The sequence below is a fragment of the Exiguobacterium sp. s26 genome (assembly GCF_018618235.1).
Classification (GTDB): domain Bacteria; phylum Bacillota; class Bacilli; order Exiguobacteriales; family Exiguobacteriaceae; genus Exiguobacterium; species Exiguobacterium chiriqhucha.
This window is the reverse complement of sequence record NZ_JACSLS010000004.1, coordinates 116,779-132,427: the sequence shown is the minus strand read 5'-3', so window position 1 is coordinate 132,427 and position 15,649 is coordinate 116,779. Positions and strand designations below refer to the sequence as shown.

The following is a 15,649-nucleotide window of genomic DNA, read 5'->3' as shown; positions in this document are numbered from 1 at the left end:
ATAGGGAGACAATGGTATTGAAAAAGATGGAAAAGAGAAAGGCGGGGGAGTTACGATGAAACGAGCATGGGCAATCGGTGGCGTCGTCCTCATCTTATTTCTCGGTTGGCAGTTCGTCGATACGAATCGGCTGTTTGCCGACGTCTACTATACGAAAGTGCCGAGCACAAACGTCACCGACCAAGGAAAGAGACATACGTATGAAACGATTGGCTATGATGAAGACGGCAAGAAACGACCAATCACGTTCGAGGCACCGATTCGGCTGGCCGAAGGCGATTTTTTGAAACTGTATGTGAAAGACGAGCAGACGGTGACGGCCTACGAGCCGGTACCTGAGTCGGAAGTACCGGCCCAGTTAAAGGACGAACAGACCGAAGAACCGGTATCGATACCGTTGCCTTGATTTCAAAATAGGTCCGTCGCCAAACGAAATCGGATTTGGTATGGTTAGACTAGTGCAAACTATGGAGAGAAGGTAGATGGATGTCACGGATGTTGATCGCAGACGACCAAGACGGGATTCGGTTGATGTTAGCGCAAGTGTTCCAAAGCCTCGGCATCGAGGTCGACACGGCGAACGACGGACAGAACGCTTGGGAAAAGCTCGAACAGAACGGATACGATTTAGTATTGCTCGATATGAACATGCCGCGCATGTTCGGTCATGAAGTACTACGCAACATGCGCCAACGGAACATCGAAACCCCGGTCATGATTATGACCGCGTTCGGGGAAAAATCGACGCTTGAAGAAGTGCAACGACTTGGCATTACCGCGCAATTTGAAAAGCCGTTCGATATTTATCGGATGATTGAAAAAGTGAAGGAAGTCCTCAAAATCACGTAATTCGTCACGAAGATGACATATGTAAACGCTTGCGCAGAGCCATTTCTATGCCCGAATAGCATAGGCACAAGTTTCGACGTGTGTTATAATGGGAACGAATTGCACGGGGGCATTTTTCCCAAAGTGCACAATAGCGAACAGACAGGAGGATGTCATTATGCCATTAGTATCAATGACAGAAATGCTTAACAAAGCATTCGAAGGCAAGTATGCAGTAGGCCAATTCAACATCAACAACCTCGAGTGGACGCAAGCGATTCTTCGCGCTGCGGAAGACGAGAAATCACCAGTTATCCTCGGTGTATCAGAAGGTGCAGCGAAGTACATGGGTGGCTTCACAACAGTTGTTAAAATGACTGAAGGTCTCATGCACGACTACAACATCACTGTTCCAGTTGCAATCCACCTCGACCACGGTTCATCTTTCGACAAGTGTAAAGCAGCAATTGACGCTGGTTTCACGTCTGTTATGATCGACGGTTCACACCACCCGATCGAAGAGAACATCGAAATGACGAAACAAGTCGTTGAATACGCACACGCTAAAGGCGCTTCAGTTGAAGCGGAAGTTGGCACAGTCGGCGGCGAAGAAGATGGCGTTGTTGGCGGCGTACAATACGCTGACCTCGACGAGTGCGTACGCGTCGTGAAAGAAGCGAAAGTTGACGCTCTTGCGGCAGCACTCGGTTCTGTACACGGAGAATACCAAGGCGAGCCTAAACTCGGCTTCAAAGAGATGGAAGAAATCGCAGAAGCGACTAAAACTCCACTCGTTCTTCACGGCGGTTCAGGTATTCCTGAGCACCAAATCAAAAAAGCAATCGAGCTCGGTCACAGCAAAATCAACGTTAACACAGAGTGCCAACAAGAATGGACTCGTGCCGTACGTGAGAAGCTCAACACGGACTCGAAAGTATATGACCCACGTAAAGTCATCGGCCCTGGTGTCGAAGCGATCTACAACGTCGTTACTGGCAAAATGCGTGAGTTCGGTTCAAGCAACCAAGCATAATCCTGTCACATCAGTCGGCTCTCTTTGCGAGAGCCGGCTTTTTTTATTGAAACGTAAGCGGTTAGGGTACCGTATATAGATGAAAAGGGGGAGTTTGCATGAAGTATCAAGAACGTTCGACAGAATCATTTTGGCGCATTTTTTATATCGTCGGTCCCATCATTATAATTGGTATGACGTTGGCCTTTGCCGCGCTGCCGGTCATTCTCATCCTCATGAATCCGAAACCGTGGTTGATTCCGCTGTTGTCACTCACCGTCCTCGGCGGTTACGGCGTGTATCGGTTCTTGCAACTGTTTCGCCAGCTGTTCTGGAAAGAGCGGCACCAGTCGCACTATGAAGTGACCGCGACATATATTGAGGGGACGACGTATCGGCACGAGCCGGGTGAGTCAGTCGAGCAATCGTTCCCGCTCGACGCAATCAAGCAAGTCGTCTTCTTCCCGGCCATCGTCCGAAAGACAGAAGCAGCCATGCCGCATCCCTATAGACGACGGACGATCGAGTTGTGCCCGATGCTCGCCATCATGACTGACGAGGATTCAATGGAAATCTTGTTCGACCAACGCGATCTCGCCGCGTTCGAACAGTGGATTCAGTATTTTATCGGAGATAGCGTGCCAGTTTTCTATACACCGAAACGGCTCTACTGGATCGGGGCGAACATCGCGACACGGCGGGAGCGGTTCGACATTCTCCGTCGACCCGAAGAAATCATCCCGTTCACGTATACAGGCAATCTCGTGACCGACGAAGAGACCGCGGTCGGACTTTGGATCGAGACGCATGGGTCGGAGCGCTTAAAGGAAGGGCCGTATCAAGCGTATGAGACAAAACAAAAAAACGTGAAACGATGGACGGCAGTGGGGACGCTTGTTGGCGTTGGTTTACTCATCGGATCGATGTTCGCCATCGCCGGCTTGACGTAAAGGGTGTAGCAATTCCATGACAATTTCCTCATAATAAGAAGTGTAAGCGATCACAACACCATTCGAGGAGGAATTGTACATGCGTTTTTTCATTGATACGGCAAACGTGGAAGACATCAAGAAAGCTCATCAGATGGGCGTCATCGGGGGAGTGACGACGAATCCATCGCTCGTCGCCAAAGAAGGCGTCGATTTCCATACACGGCTACGCGAAATCTGTGAGATCGTCGGGGATCTCTCAGTCAGCGCGGAAGTTATTGCGCTCGACGCAGCGGGTATGGTGGAAGAAGGAAAGGAACTTGCGGCCATCGCGCCGAATATTACTGTCAAGGTACCGATGACGCCAGCAGGGATGGAAGCGGTCAATACGTTTTCACAGCTCGGCATCAAGACGAACGTGACGCTCATCTTTAACGCCAACCAAGCGCTACTCGCGGCTCGGGCCGGCGCGTCATACGTCTCGCCATTCATCGGTCGTTTGGACGATATCGGTCAAGATGGTCTCGACCTCGTCGAGACGATTGCCAATATCTTTGCCATCCATGGTATCGATACAGAAATCATCGCAGCTTCCGTTCGCCATCCGGTCCACGCGACGAAGGCGGCTCTCCTTGGAGCCGACATCGCCACGGTACCATACAAAGTCATCGAACAGATGATGAAACATCCGCTCACTGACAAAGGGATCGAGCAATTCTTAGCGGATTGGAACAACGCTCAATCCAAATAAGTTTGTCGCAGAAAGGTTTGATCTTCGTGGAAATTCTCCATATCGTAGGACAGCAAAAACTTGAAGGAACAGTTGACATTAGCGGTGCCAAACAGAGCGCCTTGCCTTGTCTCGTCGCAGCACTTTTGACGGAAGAACCGGTGACGATTGAGAACGTCCCCGTCATTGAGGACGTCGAAGTGATGCTCAGTCTATTACAAGAACTCGGCGTCGCGATTGAACGGGACGGGGAGCGGATGACGCTTCATGCGAAAGATGCCGTCGCCATGCCGCTGCTCGGCTCAGAGACGCGTAAAGTCCGAGCCGCTGTCTATTTGCTCGGGGTGTTTGCGGCTCGTTTTGGGAAAGGGGCCGTCGGGCTTCCCGGTGGATATGCGATTGGTCCACGACCGATCGATTTACATTTGAAAGCACTCGAACGTCTCGGCATTAAAGTCGAGAACGAGTCGGGACTTTATCATGTGAACGCCGAAAAGCTGGAGGGAAATCGAATTTATCTCGATCTCCGTTCGTTCGGGGCGACAGTGAGCGCCATGCTCGCGGCCGTGCTCGCTAACGGGACGACCGTCATCGAGAACGCGGCCATCGATCCGGAAATCGTCGACGTCGCGACGATGCTCACTTCGATGGGGGCCCATGTCATCGGGGCGGGCACCGACGAGATTCGCATCAAAGGGGTCGACAAGCTCCACGGCTGTACACACACGCTCATTCCCGATCGGTTAGAGGCTGGGACGTTCATGATTTATGGCGCGGTCGCGGGTGAAGTGACGGTTCGAAACGTCATTCCGACTCACTTAGAAGGCGTCATTCAAAAACTACTGGATTACGGGGCCGACGTCGAAGTCGGGGAAGAGACGATCACGGTGCGGGCGAACGCCTTTAAACCGATTGATATCCGTGTCTTCCACTATTCGGGGTATCCGACCGACCTGCAGCCGATCATGTCGGCCGCACTGTTGAAAGCGGACGGAACGAGTATCGTCACCGACAAGCTGTACGCCCAACGCTTCCGCCATATCGCGGAAATGCGGCGCATGAACGCACAGATTACGCTCGAGGACGCTTCGGCCGTCATTCGCGGCGGGACAACGCTCGCCAATGCGGAAATGGAATGTGCAGACGCACGGAGCGGGGCAGCCCTCACCTTAGCTGGGCTTCAAGCGAGTGGCGAATCCACGGTGATCCATGCGGAAAAATTGAACGATTCATATGTCGATTTCGTCGGCAAACTAAAACAACTCGGCGCGCTCGTCTGGGTCGATGAGGTGTCTGAGTAAAAAGGGGAGAATTCGGGTGGAACGTAGTTTATCAATGGAATTGGTCCGAGTCACAGAAGCGGCAGCGCTATCTTCGGCTCGTTGGATGGGTAAAGGCTTGAAAGAAGAGGCGGACGATGCGGCGACGACCGCGATGCGTGAAGTGTTTGATACGATTCCGATGAAAGGGGTCGTTGTCATCGGGGAAGGCGAGATGGATGAGGCACCGATGCTCTATATCGGTGAAAAAGTCGGGAACGGCTATGGCTCGCGCCTCGACGTCGCTGTCGATCCACTCGAAGGGACGAGCATCGTCGCGACGGGAACATGGGGAGCGCTTGCCGTTCTCGCGGTCGCTGACGCCGGTGACCTTCTTCACGCGCCGGACATGTATATGGACAAGATTGCCGTCGGTCCGGAAGCGGCCGGATTGATCAGTCTCGACAATTCGATTGAAGAGAATATCGCCATCGTCGCCAAAGCGAAGAACAAGAACGTCGAAGACGTCGTCGTCACGATTTTGCATCGTGACCGTCATGAAGAGATGATTCAACGCGTCCGTGCGACGGGTGCCCGCATCAAGTTGATTCCTGATGGAGACGTGGCCGCGGCCATCAACACAGCGTTCCCCAAAACGGGTGTCGATTTGTTGCTCGGCTCTGGCGGTGCGCCGGAAGGCGTCATCGCGGCCGTCGCCATGAAGTGTCTCGGCGGTGACTTCCAAGGTCGCCTGCTTCCTGAAGACGAAGCCCAAGAGAAGCGTTGCCAAGACATGGGCATCGCCGATACGGGCCGCATCCTCTTGTTGGATGATCTCGTCAAAGGCGAGGACTGCATCTTCGCAGCGACGGGCGTGACGGACGGGGAGCTCCTCCGCGGTGTCCAGTTCACCGGACAGGGCGGTCAGACGCACTCGGTCGTCATGCGTGCCAAGTCAGGGACGGTCCGCTTCGTCGAAGGCATCCACTCATTGAAGAAAAAACCGAAAATGGTCATGAAACCTTAATTCTCTCGAGCTGTGGACATCGCGTCCACAGCTTTTTTGATGTGTTCCTACATATTTATTATATGGCTAGAACGGGAATGGAAAGTCAGGAGGTGTGTGTGATGATTGAAGTGGAATCGCTCGTCAAAACGTTCGGGGACGTTCCTGCCGTCGATGGGATTTCGTTTTCGGTGCAAGAAGGGGAGATTTTCGCCTTCCTTGGACCGAACGGGGCCGGCAAATCGACGACGGTGCAAATGTTGACGACGCTCGTCCGTCCGACTGAGGGCAAGGCGCGGGTGAACGGGTTCGATGTCGTCAAACAAGAGAAAGACGTCCGGCTGTCGATTGGCGTCGCCCTGCAAGAGACCGGCATCGATAAAGTGTTGACCGGGCGGGAACTGCTCGTCTTGCAAGGCCGGTTGTTCAAGATGACGAAACAAGAGGCGGAGACGCGCGCCGAGGAACTGCTCCGTGTCGTCTCGCTCACGGAAGCGGCCGACCGGAGAAGTGGCACATATTCGGGCGGGATGCGGCGTCGGCTCGATTTAGCGCTCACGCTCGTCCATCGACCGACCGTCTTGTTTTTAGATGAACCGACGACCGGGCTCGACCCGGCGAGCCGCATCGAGATTTGGAACGAGGTGAGACGGCTCAACGAGGAGTTCGGCACGACGATTTTTTTGACGACCCAGTACTTAGAAGAGGCGGACGAACTGGCCGACCGGATCGCCATCATTAATCATGGAAAAATCGTCAGCGAAGGGACAGCGGAAGCGTTGAAACGACTCGTCGGCGGCGAGACGATTGCGATGACGTTCCACAGCGATCAAGAAGCATCTGCAGCCGCTGCGTTGTTCGGTCATACGGCGACCGGGCAACACGTGGCGTTCGAGCTCGTCAATCATACGCTGATGGAAGTCGTGCGCCAGCTCGATGAACGGTCGCTTCAACCGGAACGTCTGACCGTGAAGCAACCGTCGCTCGATGACGTCTTTTTGAAAGTGACCGGTGAGTCATATGAAGGAGGTGTGCCCGATGTGGACTGAGACATGGCTCTTCACGAAACGGAGCCTCATTACGACGATTCGGAATCCGTTTTCGTTCATCCCGAACTTGATTATTTCCGTCTTCTTCCTACTCGTTTACACGAGCGGATTATCGAGCGTCGCATCGCTTCCTCAGTTTGATGGGAGCGCCTATTTAAACTTCATCTTGCCGGTCTCCATCGTGTCCGGGGCGGTCGGTGGGGCCGGGGGGACGGGACAAGCGCTCGTCCGTGATATCGAGAGCGGCTACTTCGCCCGCTTGCTTCTGACTCCCGCGACGCGGACGGCGATCGTGCTCGGCCCGATGATTGCCGGGATGTTGCAACTGCTCGTCCAGACGCTCCTCATCTTCGGGGTAGCGTTCTTGCTCGGTTTGTCGATTCCGGTCGGTCTGCCTGGATTCTTGTTCACGGTGCTGCTTGCCATCGGATTCGGCCTTGGTTTTGCTGGTTACTCGGTCGGTGTCGCGTTAAAGACACGGAACGCTCAGGCTGCACAAGCCGGGACGCTCTTGTTCTTCCCGCTCATCTTCTTGTCGACGACGTTCGTCCCGAAAGAGTTGATTGAGGCGGAGTGGCTCAAAGTGGCGGCGACGTTCAATCCGACGACGTATATTTTTGAAGGGATGCGTGCCGTCTTGACGCAACCAACGATCGACTGGGGTGCGTTATCGGCCGGACTTGCCGTCGCCGGGGCGATGAGCGTCATCATGGTCGTGTTCGCGGCGACGAACGCGCGTGGTGCCTTGAAACAAAAATGACGAGCGGAATCATACCCGCTCGTCCTGGTCGATCATAAATGTGACAATCAAAAAGAGAACAAAACTGATTAACGAGACCGTGCCCCCGATGATGAAATAGACGAGAGTGACGGTCTCATTCCATTGGAACGGGTTCATCGTGTAGAACCACATCCCGCTCGTCAATCCGATTGATCCGATGACGGCTGTCCATCCTTGCATCGTGACGAATAATTGGTTCCGGACCGCATATAAACGATAGAAGACGCCCCAGGCGAAGATCGATAACCAACCGGCAAGCAGAATATGGGCGTGAATTGGGCGAAAGGCATAACTGCCGGCACCCGACATATGCGACCCGAGCACCGTCCCGATGACACCGAACAGCGCGGCGAGGCGAATCAAACGAAGACTCCAAATCTTTTCCATGGCATAGAACAACTCCTTCAACGTGATGGCTTTATCGTAACGAAGCCAGATGAACGGAAGATGAACAGCGATTGAATGTTGGTGCTTCGTGGAACAGCAGTAGAGAAGGAGGGAGACGATGGACCAACTGCGAACGATGTTGCATATTATATTGACCGGTGTGGGGGGCTATTTGGCGATTATCTTCATCTTGCGGGTCTCCGGCAAACGGACACTTGCCAAAATGAACGCTTTTGATTTTATCGTCACCGTCGCGCTCGGATCGATTCTGGCCACGACACTCACGAGTCAACAGACACCGCTATTGAACGGACTGACCGCGTTTGCGACGCTCGTGTTCATGCAATACGTGATGGCCAAGTTGGCGACCCGCTCGAAACGCGTGAATCAACTGATCAAGTCGACGCCGGCGCTACTTTACTATGATGGGACATATTTAGAAGAAACGATGCGGCGGGAGCGGGTGCTCGAGATTGAGGTGTTGCAGGCGATTCGATCGAGCGGTACGGATTTCAATCAAGTCGAGGCTGTCGTTTTGGAGACGGATGGGACGTTCTCGGTGTCGACGAGCACGGACACGGTATTACGAAACGTTGAGACGAAAAAAACGACCCAGTTCCTATGAACCGGGTCGTTTGGTCGTTTAAATTAGAGGTATGATCCTGCACCGACATAACGTGGTGCCCAGTAACCTGATGTGAAGCTCGCGTATTTCACGCCGCCTGTTTCAGAGTTGATCATTTGTGTTTTGCTGAGTGCCATTCCAACGTGTTGGATCGTGCTTCCGTTGTGTGAGAAGAACACGAGGTCGCCGGCTTGAATCGCTGACTTCGAAACTTTTTTCGAGTTAGCGTATTGCGAGCGTGAATCACGTGGGATCGATTTGTTGATGGCTTTCTTATAAACGTGACCTGTGTAACCTGAGCAGTCAAAGCCAGAAGTTGTCGTTCCGCCGTAACGGTAAGGTGTACCGAGGTACTTCTTCGACTCAGCGACAAGTTTTGTACGAGCGCTTGATGCAGAAGCAGTTGTTACTTTCTTCGCAGTAGCTGTCTTCGTGTTTGCTTTCAAGTACGTGTAAGTAGATGAAGCTGAGATATAACGGTGAGTCCCTTTGTAGTTGATTTTGTAGAACGAACCAACTTTACCGAGGTATGTATAGCGTTGGCCTTTGTTCATCGTTGTCGTGACTTTCGAGCTGAGCGACGGTGCTGTGCGGATGTTCAAGCCGTTAACTTTCGAGTAAGCGAATTTACCAGTAGCGGCTTCTGCTTGTTCACCTGTTGTGAAAGCAAGACCCGAGAAAGCGAGAGTGGCAGCGACAATGATAGATGCGAAACGCTTTAACATAGTGTATTTCCCTCCGTTTTTTAAAATAAAACCCTAAGTGGCTGTATATGATCGATGTGTGTTAACAAGATTAGAGCACAAGTTGCGGATATTACCCGGTTTCCTGTGCAAATAAACTATATCATGCGCAAGACCGATGGCATTTTTCAATCACAAGACAAAAACAGTTTTCTTGTAACATATTTGAAACAATATGCGAGAATAGAGACTTATTTGTTACATACATAGTAAAAAGGTTGTTATGTTTTCAACAACAGGGGAATAGACTGACATAAAGCCGTTTTTCAAACAGTGACGGTTTGACTGAAGTGTGATTAGATGAATGAGGAATGAACGTTTACTTTTGAAATATAGAATCATGAAAGACAGGTGACTTGAATGAGTCAAACGACTGAACCGGCTAAAAACTACACGCTTCGGGAACTCGAGACGAAGACGTTGAAAGAGTTATATGAGATTGCGAAAGAAGTGAACGTGCCTCAGTATCGCGAGGCACGTAAACGTGAGCTCATGTTCCGGATATTGAAATCACAGGCAGAATCAAAAGATCTTTATTTCCTCGAAGGAATCCTAGAGATTATTCCGCCTAACCCACAGTCGCAAAACGATGGCGGTTTTGGTTTCCTACGCCCCATCAATTACTCGCAATCGTCTGAAGACATTTATATCGCGGCTTCGCAAATCCGCCGCTTTAACCTCCGTAACGGCGACCTCGTGACGGGGAAAGTCCGGAAACCGAAAGAGAATGAACGGTTCCAAGGGCTTCTCAGCGTCGAGGCGGTCAATGGCGAGACGACGGACTCGACGCGCAACCGAGACTACTTCCCGGCGCTCACTCCGATTTACCCGGAACAACAGATGGTGCTCGAGACGGAGCCGAACCATTTGTCGGTCCGCGTCATGGACATGATCGCTCCCGTCGGTTTCGGGCAGCGTGGCTTGATTGTCGCGCCGCCGAAGGCAGGGAAGACGTCCCTCTTAAAAGAGATTGCCAATTCGATTACGACGAACCATCCGAACGTCGAGTTGATTATCCTGTTGATTGATGAGCGGCCGGAGGAAGTGACGGACATTCAACGTTCGGTGCCGGGCGCGGATGTCGCCTACTCGACGTTTGACGAGACACCGGAGAACCATGCTCGCATCTCGGAGCTCGTTCTCGAACGGGCGATGCGCCTCGTCGAACATAAGAAGGACGTGGTCATCTTGCTCGACTCGATCACGCGTCTGACGCGGGCGTACAACTTGTCCGTCCCGCCGAGCGGACGGACGCTCTCCGGCGGGATTGACCCGGCCGCGTTCCATAAACCGAAGAAGTTCTTCGGGGCGGCCCGTAATATCGAGGACGGCGGCAGTTTGACGATTCTCGGCACGGCACTCGTCGATACGGGTTCGCGCATGGATGACGTCATCTATGAAGAGTTCAAAGGAACGGGCAACATGGAGCTGCACCTCGACCGCAAACTGGCGGAACGTCGGATTTTCCCGGCCATCGACATTCGTCGCTCGGGAACGCGCAAGGAAGAATTGCTGCTCGGCAAAGGCGAACTCGACTCGCTTTGGACGATTCGTCGCACGATGAACGAGTCGCCAGACTTCGTCGATCAGTTCTTGCGCCGGGTCCGCGAAACGAAAACGAACCTCGACTTTTTTGCGGCGCTTGAGGCCGATAAGAAAAAGAGTCGACGCCCGGTGAAAAAAACGAAAACGGACTTGTAAATCCGTGAACCGGGTGCTATTATATTCTAGTGAACTTTCTCTAGGTTGAAAGAATACTTAGGGCAGAAGGAGTTGAAAAGCAATGAAACAAGGAATCCACCCAGAATACCGTAAAGTCGTATTCATGGACTCGACGACTGAGTTCAAATTCATCTCTGGTTCGACTCGTTACTCTAACGAGACAATCACGATGGAAGATGGTAACGAATACCCACTCATCCGTGTCGATGTATCTTCTGATTCGCACCCGTTCTACACAGGTCGCCAGAAATTCGCATCTGCGGACGGTCGTATCGAGCGCTTCAACAAGAAGTACCAACGTTAATCGTCAACTTGTATGCACACCGCCTAGGGATTGCCCTTGGCGGTTTTTATTTTTTTTAGATAGAAGTCAACCCTTTTTCTTCAAGAAAAAGATGGGTATAATCGGGAAGCGATTAACGAAGGAGAGGGCGAAGTAGAATGATGCATGTGACGAACCGTTACGGTTGGATAGAAGTGATTTGTGGGAGTATGTTTTCTGGGAAATCGGAGGAACTGATCCGCCGTGTCCGTCGGGCGCACTACGGGAAAATCCCTGTCCAAGTGTTCAAACCGGCAATCGACGATCGGTACCACGAAGAGAACGTCGTCTCCCACAGCGGCAACTCGGTCGTGGCCGTGCCGATTCAATCAAGTCAAGACTTATACGATGCGGTACGTGAAGAGACGCAAGTGATCGCCATCGACGAGGTTCAGTTTTTCGACGAAGGGATCGTCGACGTGATCGAGCAATTGGCGTCAGAAGACAAACGTGTCATCTGCGCAGGCCTCGACATGGATTTCCGAGGTGAGCCGTTCACGATGATGCCAGAGCTGTTGTCGCGTGCCGAATTTGTCACGAAGCTGCAGGCCATCTGTCTATCGTGCGGGGCGCCAGCTTCTCGGACACAACGATTGATTGACGGTGAACCGGCGCGTTTCGAAGACCCGGTCATCTTGGTCGGCGCTTCCGAGTCGTATGAACCGCGTTGCCGTCATTGCCACGACGTCCCGAATAAACCACGCCCAGTCCGCCATACAGTGGCCGACTGACGTCAACGGACCGCCCTTGGCGGTTCGTTTTTTGCTATAATGAAGACAGTTCGATTTGACGGAGAAAGGACGGATCATCATGTTTGACCGTTTGAGCGTATTAGAAGAACGCTATATGCAATTAAATGAGATGCTCGCTGACCCTGAAGTGCTCAGCGACGCGAATAAATTACGACAATATTCAAAAGAACAGTCGCAACTCGAAGAAACGGTGCAGGCGTACCGTCACTATAAAGAGACGAGCACGGCGTATAAAGAAGCAAAAGCGATGCTTGAGGACCGCACGCTCGATGCCGATATGCGCGAGCTCGCCAAAGAAGAGATGTCACTCCTTGAGCCGGAAGTGAAGGCGCTCGAGGCGAAATTACGCGTCTTGCTGTTACCGAAAGACCCGAACGACGACAAGAACGTCATCGTCGAGATTCGCGGGGCAGCCGGCGGAGACGAGGCGGCACTGTTCGCAGTCGACCTGTACAAGATGTACACGCGTTTCGCCGAGCGGCAGAACTGGAAGGCCGAATTGATTGACGCCAACTATACAGAACTCGGCGGTTTCAAAGAAGTGACGTTCCTCATCAACGGGACGGGTGCCTATTCGAAACTGAAGTTTGAGAACGGGGCGCATCGGGTCCAACGTGTCCCATCGACCGAGTCGGGCGGACGCATCCATACGTCGACGGCGACCGTCGCCGTGTTGCCAGAAGCAGAGGACGTCGAAGTGCACATCGACATGAAAGACGTCCGTGTCGACACGTTCACATCATCGGGACCGGGCGGCCAGTCGGTCAACACGACCCAATCGGCCGTGCGCTTGACGCACATCCCATCGGGGCTCGTCGTCTCGTGTCAGGACGAGAAGTCGCAACATAAAAACAAAGACAAGGCGCTCAAAGTACTCCGAGCCCGCCTGTATGACAAGATGCAAAGCGAACACCTACAAGAACTGTCGGCGCAACGCAAATCGGCCGTCGGGACGGGAGACCGCTCAGAGCGGATTCGGACGTATAACTTCCCGCAGAGCCGTGTGACCGACCACCGCATCGGGCTGACACTCCAAAAGCTCGACCGCGTCCTCGCCGGGGAACTTGAAGATATCATCGACGCCCTCGTCATGGACGAACAGGCCCGTCTGATGGAGGATGTCGATTGATGCGGATCGCGGCGAGGCTGAAACAAGCAGAACGGGAGCTCGCGCTCTCGGGTCGCGACGTCTCGATGGCGGAGTGGTGGCTCATGCACGTCCTTGACGTCGATCGGACGGGACTACTCATCCGTTTGTCCGATGAATTGACGACGGAAGAGGCGAAGTCGTTTGACGCCGGGTTCGAGCGTCTCTTGGCAGGTGAACCGGTCCAACACTTGATTGGTCACGCCCCGTTTTATGGACGGATGTTCGAGGTCAATCGTGACGTCTTGATTCCGCGTCCGGAAACGGAAGAATTGATCGAATGGGTCGTCGAGCATGTGCATAATGTCTCCGACGATGAGATTGTCGACATCGGGACGGGCAGCGGCGCAATCGCCGTCACACTCAGTCTCGAGCTAGGTGTCCGTGTCCAAACGGTCGATATTTCCCGGGAAGCAATCGCTGTCGCCGAGCGTAATGCAGCGTCCCTCGGGGCGGATGTGTCCTTCCATGAAGGAGATTGCCTCGCGCCGATTGCCGACAACTCGATTCGCGTCCTCGTCTCAAATCCGCCTTATATCGAGGCGGACGAACTGCTCGATGAGACGGTAGCGGGCTTCGAGCCTCACCTCGCCTTGTTCGGCGGAGCGGACGGGCTCGACTTTTATCGAACGATCATCGCCGACTCGATGCGCGTCCTGTGTGCCGATTGGCAATTGATTGCATTTGAAATCGGGTATAATCAAGGACAAGTTGTGAAATCGTACCTGTCCGAACGTTATCCTGAAGCAGAAACGGGTATTTTAAAAGATATAAACGGCAAAGACCGAATCGTCTACGCCGTGAGGGAAGGGATTGCGCATGGAAACGAAATGGATCAAGCCGACAGAAGTTGAGGAAGGGGTACGTCTCTTGAAGGCTGGCGAGGTGATTGCCATCCCGACGGAGACTGTCTACGGACTCGCCGGAGATGCGACGAACGATGTCGCCATCAAAAAGATTTTCGAGGCGAAAGGAAGACCGTCGGATAACCCGCTCATCGTCCACGTCGCCACGGTCGAACAGGCCGAACATTTCGCGCAAACCATCCCGCCGGTCGCGAGACGCTTGATGGAAGCGTTTTGGCCCGGTGCCTTGACCATCATCTTACCGTCGAACGGTCGGGCGTCATCACTCGTGACGGCTGGTCTGGATTCGATTGGATTGCGGATGCCGGACCATCCGGCCGCACTTGACTTGATCCGCACGTCCGGTCTTGGACTGGCAGCACCAAGTGCGAACCGCTCGGGACGTCCATCACCGACGTCGGCCCGGCACGTGGCAGATGATTTGACCGGTCGGATCGCGGGTATTATGGATGGGGGACCGACAGGCATCGGTGTCGAGTCGACCGTAATCGATTGCACGGCAGAACCGGCGACGATTTTACGTCCGGGCGGCGTGACGAAAGAAGCGATTGAAGCGGTTATTGGCCCGGTCATTCTCGATGCCAACTTGAGCGATGAAACAGCTGCGCCACGATCACCAGGAATGAAGTACACCCATTACGCCCCGAGCGCACCCCTGTATTTAGTCGAAGGGGGACGTGAAGACCTCGTCCGTGTCGTCATGGCGCGGCAGGAAGCGGGCAAGCGAGTTGGCGCACTCGTGTTCGATGAAGCGACGACCCCGGCTGACGTCACCCTCTCTCTCGGCACTTCGATGGAGACGGCGGCCCAGCGTCTATACGAGGCGTTGCGTAAATTTGATGAGACGGATGTAGAAGAGATTTACGTGAATCGGATTGAACCGACGGGAGTCGCTCTTGCCGTTTATAACCGCCTCTACAAGGCGGCTGGCGGTAAAGTCATCCGTCCATAGGAAGAGGCTTAAGGACATAGAGGAGGATCACGCGATGTCGATGAAACGCGTATTATTCATATGTAGTGGGAACACATGCCGAAGCCCGATGGCGATGGCCCTGCTCCGTTCGAAAGTGACGGGGGACGAGTTCGATATTCGTTCAGCCGGGCTTCGGACGATGCAAGGGTTTGACGCATCAGAAAATGCACTCCAAGTGTTGCGTGAACGAGGAATTGAGCTCGAGCACGTGACGCAAACGTTTGACGACGTCCTCGGACGCTGGTCGGACGTCATCTTGACGATGACACGGGCGCATCGTGAACAGATTCGGGACACGTATCCGGATTTGGCCGATCGCACATTCACATTATATGAGTTCGTCACGGGACTCGAGCGCGATATTAACGACCCGTTCGGAGGGTCGATGAACGTCTACCGCCAAGTCCGAAACGAACTCGAACCACTCGTGAATCGACTTGTGCTAAAATTGACGAATGACGGGTCAAAGGTGACGAAACCACCGAGACGCCTACCAAAGAAGACGGGGGAATGACGGA

Annotated in this window: 19 protein-coding genes; 17 read left to right on the top strand and 2 right to left on the bottom strand. The window is 53.3% G+C overall.

Annotated features, from left to right (window positions below; all coding sequences use genetic code 11):
- The first annotated feature begins 55 nt into the window (after nucleotides 1-55).
- The 9 genes from KNP82_RS07740 (at nucleotide 56) to KNP82_RS07700 (ending at nucleotide 7,573) form a co-directional block, all read left to right on the top strand.
- A complete protein-coding gene (locus KNP82_RS07740) occupies nucleotides 56-406 on the top strand; it encodes a YxeA family protein (RefSeq protein WP_029594660.1) in 351 nt (116 codons plus the stop codon).
- Nucleotides 407-486: 80 nt separating this feature from the next.
- Entirely contained in the window at nucleotides 487-849 is a 363-nt protein-coding gene (locus tag KNP82_RS07735) for a response regulator (RefSeq protein ID WP_029594661.1), read from the top strand.
- Between the two features lie 157 nt (nucleotides 850-1,006).
- The gene (fba, locus tag KNP82_RS07730) at nucleotides 1,007-1,861 is read left to right on the top strand and encodes a class II fructose-1,6-bisphosphate aldolase (RefSeq protein ID WP_021066099.1); all 855 of its coding nucleotides are present in this window, start codon (nucleotides 1,007-1,009) and stop codon (nucleotides 1,859-1,861) included.
- A 98-nt stretch (nucleotides 1,862-1,959) separates the two neighbouring features.
- Nucleotides 1,960-2,790, top strand: coding sequence for a hypothetical protein (locus KNP82_RS07725; protein ID WP_029594662.1), 831 nt, complete (start codon nucleotides 1,960-1,962; stop codon nucleotides 2,788-2,790).
- Between the two features lie 79 nt (nucleotides 2,791-2,869).
- Nucleotides 2,870-3,520, top strand: coding sequence for a fructose-6-phosphate aldolase (gene fsa, locus KNP82_RS07720; RefSeq protein WP_021066101.1), 651 nt, complete (start codon nucleotides 2,870-2,872; stop codon nucleotides 3,518-3,520).
- Nucleotides 3,521-3,546: 26 nt separating this feature from the next.
- Complete coding sequence (gene murA / locus KNP82_RS07715) at nucleotides 3,547-4,800, top strand: UDP-N-acetylglucosamine 1-carboxyvinyltransferase (RefSeq protein ID WP_029594664.1); 1,254 nt, start codon at nucleotides 3,547-3,549, stop codon at nucleotides 4,798-4,800.
- 16 nt (nucleotides 4,801-4,816) lie between these two features.
- Nucleotides 4,817-5,785, top strand: a complete 969-nt coding sequence (gene glpX / locus KNP82_RS07710) for a class II fructose-bisphosphatase (protein ID WP_029594665.1) — start codon at nucleotides 4,817-4,819, stop codon at nucleotides 5,783-5,785.
- A 101-nt stretch (nucleotides 5,786-5,886) separates the two neighbouring features.
- Nucleotides 5,887-6,813 (top strand): daunorubicin resistance protein DrrA family ABC transporter ATP-binding protein, encoded by a 927-nt coding sequence (locus KNP82_RS07705; protein WP_029594666.1) that lies wholly within the window; start codon nucleotides 5,887-5,889, stop codon nucleotides 6,811-6,813.
- Entirely contained in the window at nucleotides 6,803-7,573 is a 771-nt protein-coding gene (locus KNP82_RS07700) for an ABC transporter permease (protein ID WP_214827563.1), read from the top strand. Before KNP82_RS07705 ends, KNP82_RS07700 begins: the two co-directional genes overlap by 11 nt.
- A 9-nt stretch (nucleotides 7,574-7,582) precedes the next feature.
- On the opposite strand, the gene KNP82_RS07695 is transcribed toward KNP82_RS07700, so the two are convergent.
- A complete protein-coding gene (locus tag KNP82_RS07695) occupies nucleotides 7,583-7,981 on the bottom strand; it encodes a hypothetical protein (protein ID WP_029594667.1) in 399 nt (132 codons plus the stop codon).
- A 118-nt stretch (nucleotides 7,982-8,099) separates the two neighbouring features.
- Between KNP82_RS07695 and KNP82_RS07690 the strand changes: the two genes are divergently transcribed.
- Nucleotides 8,100-8,606: a DUF421 domain-containing protein gene (locus tag KNP82_RS07690; protein WP_035385635.1), complete on the top strand. Its 507-nt coding sequence runs from the start codon at nucleotides 8,100-8,102 to the stop codon at nucleotides 8,604-8,606.
- A 23-nt stretch (nucleotides 8,607-8,629) separates the two neighbouring features.
- Here KNP82_RS07690 and KNP82_RS07685 read toward each other — a convergent pair whose 3' ends face one another.
- Complete coding sequence (locus KNP82_RS07685; protein ID WP_021066107.1) at nucleotides 8,630-9,331, bottom strand: C40 family peptidase; 702 nt, start codon at nucleotides 9,329-9,331, stop codon at nucleotides 8,630-8,632.
- A gap of 378 nt (nucleotides 9,332-9,709) precedes the next feature.
- Between KNP82_RS07685 and rho the strand changes: the two genes are divergently transcribed.
- From rho to KNP82_RS07650, 7 genes are all read left to right on the top strand, one after another.
- Nucleotides 9,710-11,050: a transcription termination factor Rho gene (gene rho / locus KNP82_RS07680; RefSeq protein WP_021066108.1), complete on the top strand. Its 1,341-nt coding sequence runs from the start codon at nucleotides 9,710-9,712 to the stop codon at nucleotides 11,048-11,050.
- An 82-nt stretch (nucleotides 11,051-11,132) separates the two neighbouring features.
- Nucleotides 11,133-11,375, top strand: a complete 243-nt coding sequence (locus KNP82_RS07675) for a type B 50S ribosomal protein L31 (protein WP_021066109.1) — start codon at nucleotides 11,133-11,135, stop codon at nucleotides 11,373-11,375.
- Between the two features lie 137 nt (nucleotides 11,376-11,512).
- Complete coding sequence (locus KNP82_RS07670) at nucleotides 11,513-12,124, top strand: thymidine kinase (protein WP_021066110.1); 612 nt, start codon at nucleotides 11,513-11,515, stop codon at nucleotides 12,122-12,124.
- A 79-nt stretch (nucleotides 12,125-12,203) separates the two neighbouring features.
- Nucleotides 12,204-13,274, top strand: coding sequence for a peptide chain release factor 1 (gene prfA, locus KNP82_RS07665; protein WP_029594669.1), 1,071 nt, complete (start codon nucleotides 12,204-12,206; stop codon nucleotides 13,272-13,274).
- Nucleotides 13,274-14,146, top strand: coding sequence for a peptide chain release factor N(5)-glutamine methyltransferase (gene prmC / locus KNP82_RS07660; RefSeq protein ID WP_029594670.1), 873 nt, complete (start codon nucleotides 13,274-13,276; stop codon nucleotides 14,144-14,146). Before prfA ends, prmC begins: the two co-directional genes overlap by 1 nt.
- On the top strand, nucleotides 14,112-15,110 hold the full coding sequence (locus KNP82_RS07655; RefSeq protein ID WP_021066113.1) for an L-threonylcarbamoyladenylate synthase: 999 nt from the start codon (nucleotides 14,112-14,114) through the stop codon (nucleotides 15,108-15,110). The genes prmC and KNP82_RS07655 overlap by 35 nt, the downstream gene beginning before the upstream one ends.
- A gap of 40 nt (nucleotides 15,111-15,150) precedes the next feature.
- On the top strand, nucleotides 15,151-15,645 hold the full coding sequence (locus tag KNP82_RS07650) for a low molecular weight protein arginine phosphatase (protein WP_241764566.1): 495 nt from the start codon (nucleotides 15,151-15,153) through the stop codon (nucleotides 15,643-15,645).
- The last annotated feature ends 4 nt before the right edge of the window (nucleotides 15,646-15,649 follow it).

Excerpts from the sequence above, each read along its gene's own strand:
- KNP82_RS07735 (WP_029594661.1), top strand. The coding sequence starts at position 487 with ATGTCACGGATGTTGATCGCAGACGACCAAGACGGGATTCGGTTGATG.
- prfA (WP_029594669.1), top strand. The coding sequence starts at position 12,204 with ATGTTTGACCGTTTGAGCGTATTAGAAGAACGCTATATGCAATTAAAT.
- KNP82_RS07740 (WP_029594660.1), top strand. The coding sequence starts at position 56 with ATGAAACGAGCATGGGCAATCGGTGGCGTCGTCCTCATCTTATTTCTC.
- KNP82_RS07700 (WP_214827563.1), top strand. The coding sequence starts at position 6,803 with ATGTGGACTGAGACATGGCTCTTCACGAAACGGAGCCTCATTACGACG.
- KNP82_RS07690 (WP_035385635.1), top strand. The coding sequence starts at position 8,100 with ATGGACCAACTGCGAACGATGTTGCATATTATATTGACCGGTGTGGGG.
- KNP82_RS07655 (WP_021066113.1), top strand. The coding sequence starts at position 14,112 with ATGGAAACGAAATGGATCAAGCCGACAGAAGTTGAGGAAGGGGTACGT.
- KNP82_RS07725 (WP_029594662.1), top strand. The coding sequence starts at position 1,960 with ATGAAGTATCAAGAACGTTCGACAGAATCATTTTGGCGCATTTTTTAT.
- KNP82_RS07650 (WP_241764566.1), top strand. The coding sequence starts at position 15,151 with ATGAAACGCGTATTATTCATATGTAGTGGGAACACATGCCGAAGCCCG.
- KNP82_RS07695 (WP_029594667.1), bottom strand. The coding sequence starts at position 7,981 with ATGGAAAAGATTTGGAGTCTTCGTTTGATTCGCCTCGCCGCGCTGTTC.
- fsa (WP_021066101.1), top strand. The coding sequence starts at position 2,870 with ATGCGTTTTTTCATTGATACGGCAAACGTGGAAGACATCAAGAAAGCT.
- KNP82_RS07670 (WP_021066110.1), top strand. The coding sequence starts at position 11,513 with ATGATGCATGTGACGAACCGTTACGGTTGGATAGAAGTGATTTGTGGG.
- rho (WP_021066108.1), top strand. The coding sequence starts at position 9,710 with ATGAGTCAAACGACTGAACCGGCTAAAAACTACACGCTTCGGGAACTC.
- KNP82_RS07675 (WP_021066109.1), top strand. The coding sequence starts at position 11,133 with ATGAAACAAGGAATCCACCCAGAATACCGTAAAGTCGTATTCATGGAC.
- fba (WP_021066099.1), top strand. The coding sequence starts at position 1,007 with ATGCCATTAGTATCAATGACAGAAATGCTTAACAAAGCATTCGAAGGC.
- prmC (WP_029594670.1), top strand. The coding sequence starts at position 13,274 with ATGCGGATCGCGGCGAGGCTGAAACAAGCAGAACGGGAGCTCGCGCTC.
- KNP82_RS07685 (WP_021066107.1), bottom strand. The coding sequence starts at position 9,331 with ATGTTAAAGCGTTTCGCATCTATCATTGTCGCTGCCACTCTCGCTTTC.
- KNP82_RS07705 (WP_029594666.1), top strand. The coding sequence starts at position 5,887 with ATGATTGAAGTGGAATCGCTCGTCAAAACGTTCGGGGACGTTCCTGCC.